Source organism: Bacillota bacterium, assembly GCA_012837285.1.
Lineage (GTDB): Bacteria > Bacillota > DTU030 > DUMP01 > DUMP01 > DUNI01.
Window position 1 is genome coordinate 1 of sequence record DURJ01000139.1, and the last position, 7406, is coordinate 7406.

8 protein-coding genes are annotated in these 7406 nt (G+C 45.0%); 4 read left to right on the forward strand and 4 right to left on the reverse strand.

Features of this window, described 5'->3' with window-relative positions:
- The first annotated feature begins 301 nt into the window (after positions 1-301).
- The gene (locus GX016_08140; GenBank protein ID HHT71529.1) at positions 302-1552 is read left to right on the forward strand and encodes a radical SAM protein; all 1251 of its coding nucleotides are present in this window, start codon (positions 302-304) and stop codon (positions 1550-1552) included.
- Between the two features lie 368 nt (positions 1553-1920).
- Here the strand turns inward: GX016_08140 and GX016_08145 are convergent, their stop codons facing one another.
- From GX016_08145 to GX016_08160, 4 genes are all read right to left on the reverse strand, one after another.
- Positions 1921-3351: a hypothetical protein gene (locus GX016_08145; protein HHT71530.1), complete on the reverse strand. Its 1431-nt coding sequence runs from the start codon at positions 3349-3351 to the stop codon at positions 1921-1923.
- Positions 3338-3874 carry an RNA polymerase sigma factor gene (locus GX016_08150; GenBank protein ID HHT71531.1) on the reverse strand — a complete coding sequence of 179 codons (537 nt, stop codon included), beginning with the start codon at positions 3872-3874 and terminating at the stop codon, positions 3338-3340. The genes GX016_08145 and GX016_08150 overlap by 14 nt, the downstream gene beginning before the upstream one ends.
- Before the next feature lie 345 nt (positions 3875-4219).
- Positions 4220-4639: a hypothetical protein gene (locus tag GX016_08155; protein HHT71532.1), complete on the reverse strand. Its 420-nt coding sequence runs from the start codon at positions 4637-4639 to the stop codon at positions 4220-4222.
- A 25-nt stretch (positions 4640-4664) separates the two neighbouring features.
- Positions 4665-4946 (reverse strand): hypothetical protein, encoded by a 282-nt coding sequence (locus GX016_08160; GenBank protein HHT71533.1) that lies wholly within the window; start codon positions 4944-4946, stop codon positions 4665-4667.
- Positions 4947-5552: 606 nt separating this feature from the next.
- Here GX016_08160 and GX016_08165 point away from each other — a divergent pair.
- The 3 genes from GX016_08165 to GX016_08175 all read left to right on the forward strand — a co-directional run.
- On the forward strand, positions 5553-6383 hold the full coding sequence (locus tag GX016_08165; protein ID HHT71534.1) for a metallophosphoesterase: 831 nt from the start codon (positions 5553-5555) through the stop codon (positions 6381-6383).
- Positions 6384-6441: 58 nt separating this feature from the next.
- Positions 6442-6861: a DNA-binding protein gene (locus GX016_08170; GenBank protein HHT71535.1), complete on the forward strand. Its 420-nt coding sequence runs from the start codon at positions 6442-6444 to the stop codon at positions 6859-6861.
- Positions 6862-7189: 328 nt separating this feature from the next.
- On the forward strand, positions 7190-7406 hold a 217-nt coding region (locus GX016_08175), incomplete at its 3' end, for a DUF3160 domain-containing protein (protein ID HHT71536.1).

Genomic DNA, 7406 nt, shown 5'->3' on the forward strand with positions numbered 1-7406 from the left:
CGGATTGCGTAACCTTACCAGACCTCGCGAGTACTCTGATGCTTATGGATCGTCCAACCCCGTCTCCGGGATTACCCCTGTCGCTTAAATCCTTAAAAATTGTGTCTTGACATTGGGGTCCACTATAGGCTGCCTCCAACGCTGGGACATAAGATGGCTCATCATTATAGCCTAAAGTTGGAGGAGGGGAACCCCCCTAATGAACTTAAAAGAATCTCTTGTGCCATGGTAACATAATAGCAACAGAAGGAGATACCATGACACGAAGGCGCTTTTATTTAAGCAGATTGGAGAAAATACAATGTTTACTTCCGCTCTTAGAGCTTACTTAACACGAAGCTTTAAGCCTTTTCGATTTAAGGGCAAATATACCGAATCACTTATCTTTACACAATCCGACGATTTAGGTTTATATGTGCATATTCCTTTTTGCCGTTCCCTGTGCAGCTTTTGTCCATACTGTAAAGTTATTCATGAACCAAAACTTGCTCAAAAATATGTGCAGGCCTTACTTAATGAAATAGCCTTGGTAGGTAAATCCTTAAAAACGAAAAGGACTACTACGAGCCTTTATTTTGGCGGCGGAACTCCTGCACTACTTACAGATGATCTGAAGAGTATTATAGGTAAGCTCAAGGAATATTTTATTATCACTAAGGGAATTGGCATCGAGTTACATCCTGACGATATTACAGAAGAAAACCTAAAAAAATTAAAAAATGCAGGAATATCAATGGTCAGCTTAGGAATACAGTCTTTTGACCAGAACTGTTTAAGTAAATTAGGACGCAAGAGGCGGGATTTTACTCAGAAGCTGGAATTAGTAAGACAAGCCGGCTTCGATGTGGTGGATGTGGATTTAATTTTTGCAATTCCTGGACAAACAGACAAAACCTTAGTAGAGGATGTTGACACTGCTTTTCGATATGGAGCAACTCAGGTTTCCACCTACCCATTTATAGATTTTACTTTTGCTGATAATCAATACAAGCCGTTACCTGAAAGGAACAAAAAGCAAATGCTGCAGTCCCTTGCTGCTCACTGCAGAAACACAGGTAAGGAGAGAACCTCTGTCTGGACTTTTGCCAACCCCGGAACTGAGAAATATTCTTCTATTACCAGGGATAATTTTTTAGGCTTTGGCGTGTCTGCTGCTACATTGCTGCAAGACAGTTTCAAGATCAATACCTTTTCAATCGAGGCATATATAGAGAGGATAGAGTCAGAAAAACTGCCGACCTCTCTGACTCTCGACTTTACCAAACGTCAGCGAGGGGTATACTTCTTGTTCTGGAATGCTTATTCCATGAATATTTCTCCGGATCAATTTGAAGTTATCGTTGGCGTACCACTCAGAAAAATGTTTGGGTTTGAGCTTCTGGTCTTAGAAAAGATGGGCCTGATCTACCGTGAAAAAGGCCAATATCGGTTAACTGATAAGGCAGCATATTATTATCATTATATTGAGCAAGCCTATACCACTGCCTACATTGATAAGATGTGGAACATTTCCAGGAAGGTCCCTTTCCCGGAGGAGATTGTCCTGAGATAACAGCCTAACGAGTATTATTGTTGAGAAGCCTTTAGTTATAAATATCTGTAAGGAAGCATTACAGTAGTCTAGGCTACGGCGCCCGTCTCCATCTACTTTCATCCTAAAAAACCCGGATCGTTGTGTTGATTCAAAAAAAGGGAACCTGCCTATGCTGGGTTCCCTTTTATATGCTACAAGGTAGAGGGTTCACTTACCAAGAGTTGTGTCTAAGCCATGACCAGGGAGCATACATGCCATAATCAGGAACAGCCCCTTGTTGCACGTCCTAAAATGTGTTTGGGCCTTAACTGCCCGTTATGCTCGGATTTTGCCCCACAGCACTTACAAGATTCGGTTTTTCACTGGCAATAGCAAATGTCATCTTGCTATTGGACCGGAATACGGCTGCCGTTTATAATGACAGCGGTAACTTTGGTAACGTCAAGAGGAACTTCCGTGTTCCAGTGCAAATTAAAGGTCTGTTTTTGAGGGTTATGGCTACCGCCGCCGCCTTCCAACGGAATAACATCATCTGTTGTCTCAACTGCCACAGACATTCCGCTGGCCATGCACTCTTCTCCCGTGTAGGAACCGATGACTTGAAGTCCCAAGGGGCTAAGGGTTATATGCTCAAAGAGATGGCCTTCAACGGGAATGTCATTTGTTAAGATACGCATTTGACGACTGGTATCGCTTAGATTTGCGGCTACCTTCCAGCGGCCTTCCACACCGGAATAAACCGAGCCGGCATAGCAAAGAGTATAGCCATCAAGTTCCTCGGTGTCTATAGAAAAGACAGTTTCCTGATATTTGTATACTGCATCGGCATAGTTGTTTTTCTCGTGGTCAAGGAGGCGATAGTCCTTATCACTGAAGAGCTCCAATTCATAGTCGGCCATAATCAATTTGCCGTCAGGTGTCATCAGAGAGAACGTAGCATCATTGCTCCCAAACTCTTTATACCAAAGATTGCCTGTCTGAACATGCAGTTTTCCATCGATAATACCGATATTTGAAATCCACTGGTCGTCTTCGCTATGGGGCATAGGGGCATAATTGCCGGGTGTAAGGACCACTGTCAAATCGCTAAGGTCATCCGGGATATCCGAGTCTCCCCAAATCTGGTTTTCACTTATGAATGTAGTGTCAGCCTCCTTTATACATGATAGTGACAGAGAAATCGGCTCCTCATATGACCTTTTATCAAAACATATAAGAAAGCTGCCTAATTCCAGCGGATCGGACAGCGGTGAATCCGAATCGGCTGTAATATTGAATTCATAATATATGGTATTGGTTTCCTCGTCAAAGTAGAGCATTTTTTGCCCGCAGCTGAAGCTAGTGGCAATTTCGTCTGTTTGTCCCTTTGCTTCTTGTTTCTGTGTATTCATTTTCACGGTAAGCCCGTCCTGGAAATCGGTTTGCTCAGTCAGTCGGTTTTGCCCGCTTACATCTTGAAGAGACAGATAGACAACCGCCATATTGTCGTATTTTTGTGCGCCGATGACCTCCATGCGGATTCCCTGATCTTCACAATATGCCTCGACAGGCTCAACAATTTCACCAAAGGAGGGATTAAATTTTTCGATAAACCAATCAAAGCCACCCAGTGTCGCAGCCGCTGCGGTGACAACCAACATCACCGACAAAGCTAACGCTGCAACTGCGGACATTGACCAGCGCACCTGGCACGGCGCAGTGCGGGGAATTTCCTCATTCAACCGCCTTTTAACCTGTCCGGCAAGCTTACCGGCATCAACAGTGATTTGTGAAAGTGCGTCATGTATATCTTGTTCGTCCCTATCAAATGTTCTCATATTTCGGCTCCTTTCCATATTGCCCGGCGGTCAGATAGGCCGCCAGCTTCTTTTTTGCCCGTTCGTATCGTTTGCGCAAGGTAGCAGGAGAGCACCCTAACAGTATGGAGAGTTCCTTATAGCTCTGTTCTTCCATTATTCGTCCATAAAGTAAGGCCCGCTCTTTCGGTTTGAGCCGCCGTAGGGCGTAGAGTGTCTCGTCACTCAGACCCGTATCATTAGCAGGCGAAACTGCTTCAACTCGAATTTCACTAAAAAATAAAAATCTGCGTTTTTTCAGTTGGTTTAAACCGCGATTGTATGTAATTTTATACAGCCATGCAGAGAGATTACTGCCGTCAAAAGTTGTACGGTTTTGATAAGCCGAAAGAAAAACCTCTTGCACCACATTTTCCGCTTCATGGTAGTCACATAAGATAGCAGTTGCATATCTAAGCAGCTTTTCACCGTAAAGATTGATTACCTCTTCCAGCTCATCTTCTCCGCCGGCGGCAAACCGATGCCCCAACTCTATATCACTCATGGGTTTCCTCCTTTCAACGTTCATCAGCCGACTGTACCCTTATAACAGTTCGAATAACAGTTTTGTGACATAACGGGAGCAGCATAGTTTTTTCTTGCGCCTTCTGCTTGTCCACTATCAATCCACCCGCGGACACACTGAGCAAAGTTGTGACCACTTTAAGACCAAAAATCGTTTGACTTTTAGCTTTAGTGCGAACAGCCAGCTTTTACGTTTATGCTCTGCAGCACATAAACGTAATTACGTGCTCCCTAAACTAATTGTAAGGGTTGGAAGCAACACCTATACTTTTATTCTCTACAGATTTGTTTGTGCAGCGAAACATGGGGTAATAGTCAATCCTTCTCATTTCGTGCACTTAAGCAAAAGGATAGCCGTTGCCAACATACCAAAAGATATTAGCGCTATTATGATAGATACTGCTACAAAATCACTGATAAAAAAACTAACCCCGTACCAGGGTCCCAAGAGAACAATAACAAAAGGTATGGCCCAATCAACGATAACATCAGTTATATTTACATAAGCAGTTAGCAGCGCGAACAAAAGCGTTAGCAGCCAAAATGCAGCACAAACCGCCATTATTCGCCGCCTTTTGTTTATTGTACTAATGACCAAAACAAGAACCCCAATGCCTGTGTAGGCCAACGTAACAATTAAGTTCTTGGCGCTGGCAGGGCTCCCCATAAGAAACTCAGGGAAATTCAAGACCACAGCGGCAATGACGGTCGCTATGGATAAGACTGTGGTTGTTTTACTGTTCATTCCCAACCCCCCGGATCTGTATTTGTTACCGGCTACGTTTTTCAATTACCCTGCAGACAGCCAGCGTAACCGCGGAAATACCAAATCCCAACAGACCAAATGTCATGAGCATTCCCTCTTTCATGGTGGGATATGGATTATATACATACAGTGACTTGTATAAATTGCTTCCGCCCAGAATAAGAAACAAGGTCGGCATAACGTACCCTAATACCCTTTGCTTTCTGGTTGAAAGTAGAACTTGAATTCCTATTATTAGAAAGAGCACTGTCGCCCCGACAACGCCTAGATCGTAACCGATACGCATGATTGAAACCCCCACTTTACTAATATTTCAGCCAATCACACTTAATAAGTTTGCCAGACAGATGTGTAACTTCAACGGAGGCTATACTCATCTTGTCTGGCTGTTTTCTTGCAGCCACTCTTTCAATTCCTCAAAGCGCTGATCAATGTGCTCTGTAATAAGTCTATACAGTATATGGGCCGTTATTGAAACCAAGGCCACAGGTCCTAAAATTGCAATCCACGGAATTTGCATTTCAATACCCTCACGTTGCTTATTTATAGATCACCAGGTAATAACCTCCACTAATGTCCTCAGTGACGTTAAGAAACCAATGGTTGATATGACACCATACCAAAAGGTCTTATTTTCGTTTCCTTTAAGTGCATGTTTTGCCGCATGTATTAGTCCAAACACAAACATTCCCGCCGACAGCGGGGAAAAATACCACAAAAAAGTGGCTAAAGCGTGATTCATGGCCACCCTCCTCCTGGTTGATCACTGATTACCCACTAAAATATGACATCGGTTAGTAACTACCCAGGGCTTAGCTAACAAATATGCTTTGTATGTATATGGAAATCGCGGTACAATTGGGTTGAGACAATACCTCAAGGAGTGTTCAACCTGAAAAAAATTGTTGCTCTCTTAGCCCTGGCCTTACTTCTGGCCGTCTTTTTGTACGGGGAAAATAATCTTGTTGCTGTTAACTATTTGACCTTAAACCTTGATAACCTGCCGACAGCATTTACCGGTCTGAAAATTGTGCATCTTTCCGACCTGCACGGGAAATCATTCGGTAAGGAGCAACGGGGAATAGTACAAAAGGTTAAAGCAGCACAGCCGGATCTTGTAGTGTTCACCGGTGACCTGATCGACCGCCGCCACGGCGGCGCCAAAGCAGGCCTAGAACTTCTGGACCGGTTGGCTAAAATTGCACCGGTCTACTACGTTACCGGAAATCACGAGGGATGGGCGGGAACATTTGACACCTTGCGCCCCCAGCTGGAAAAAAGAAACGTTAAAGTTCTAAGCAATACCCACCACCGCCTTCAGCGCGGTCAGGACAGTATCTACATCCTCGGTATTGACGATCCGGCCTTCCAATGCAAGTCCTACAGACAAGGCGAACTAATCAGGCCCGAACTTAAAGCTGCACTCGAAGGTACCGACAGCTTTACCATACTTTTGGCCCATCGGCCGGAACTCATTGAAACTTACAGCCATTTTGGGATCGATCTGGTTTTCTCGGGACACGCCCACGGCGGACAGATTCGGCTGCCTTTGGTGGGTGGTCTGGTCGCACCAGGGCAGGGTTTTTTCCCGCGCTACACCAGCGGCATTTATAGGGAAGGCTCTTCCGTTCTCGTGGTCAGCCGGGGTCTTGGCAACAGCGTTTTCCCGCAAAGACTGTTTAACCGGCCTGAAATTGTCGTGGTAACCCTGAACAGAAACTAGAAGATACACATGATGCGCCTGAAAAAGGCGAAAATCTATATTTGGAAGGAGAGCAACCATGGATTACAGGAGATTCGGGAACAAGTACGTGGTTCGGTTGGAGAAAGGTGAAGAGATAGTTGAGTCCATTAAAACGCTGTGCCGAGAGAACAATATCCGGCTAGGAACAGTCTCTGGCATTGGGGCAGTGGATAAAGCTGTCATCGGTTTGTTTGAACCGGCGACCAAGAAGTATCATTCGCGGGAGTTGACTGGGGATATGGAGATCACCAGCTTAATGGGCAATATCTCCACCCAAGAGAGAGACGTTTATTTACATCTGCACGCTACCCTAGCCGGCAGCAGCCACCAGGCCATTGGTGGACACTTGAACTCGGCCGTGATTAGTGCTACCGGAGAAATTGTTATTGACGTTATCGACGGCAGTGTAGATCGCAAGTTTAGCCAAGAAATTGGGTTAAACCTTTTCGAGTTCTGACATAAGTCTTATTGGGGGGCGGCACTAGGTCCACAGACTATGCGAAAAGTCGTAGTATGGAGTATGGAGAGTGACATAAAGCATGGATTGGCAGGTTTTGGTCGCAAAGCGTCGCACGCCTCAAGAAAAATGAAATAAGTTATAAGGGGGAATTGGATTGGCTCGCTTTCGATCTGTGTTTGTAGTTATCCTGCTTGTTATCGCCATATCTTGTAGCGGGTGTACCGGTACGATTGGGCAACAAGAGGCCCCAGGGGGCGGTGGACCGGCTGGCAATGATCCACCGTCGGGAGTAGCACCGGATTTAAGCAACATTACCAATAAGGATATGTTCCATTTATCCGAAGCGGCTAAAAGCCTACTGGTTAAGAACGGCTTTGTGGTTGTGCCCTCTGATTATAGGGAATTTTTTACCCTCTATGAGATGAGCCGGTACGAACCGGTACCGCTTTTTGTGACCACTGATTCCATGCTACACAACTACCACCTGTTTTTCAACCATCTACTCAAGGCGATAGAAACAGACAGGCTCATTCCAGAACTGA

Coding starts and splice junctions, on each gene's coding strand:
- GX016_08140 (HHT71529.1), top strand. CDS start 302: ATGTTTACTTCCGCTCTTAGAGCTTACTTAACACGAAGCTTTAAGCCT.
- GX016_08145 (HHT71530.1), bottom strand. CDS start 3,351: ATGAGAACATTTGATAGGGACGAACAAGATATACATGACGCACTTTCA.
- GX016_08150 (HHT71531.1), bottom strand. CDS start 3,874: ATGAGTGATATAGAGTTGGGGCATCGGTTTGCCGCCGGCGGAGAAGAT.
- GX016_08155 (HHT71532.1), bottom strand. CDS start 4,639: ATGAACAGTAAAACAACCACAGTCTTATCCATAGCGACCGTCATTGCC.
- GX016_08160 (HHT71533.1), bottom strand. CDS start 4,946: ATGCGTATCGGTTACGATCTAGGCGTTGTCGGGGCGACAGTGCTCTTT.
- GX016_08170 (HHT71535.1), top strand. CDS start 6,442: ATGGATTACAGGAGATTCGGGAACAAGTACGTGGTTCGGTTGGAGAAA.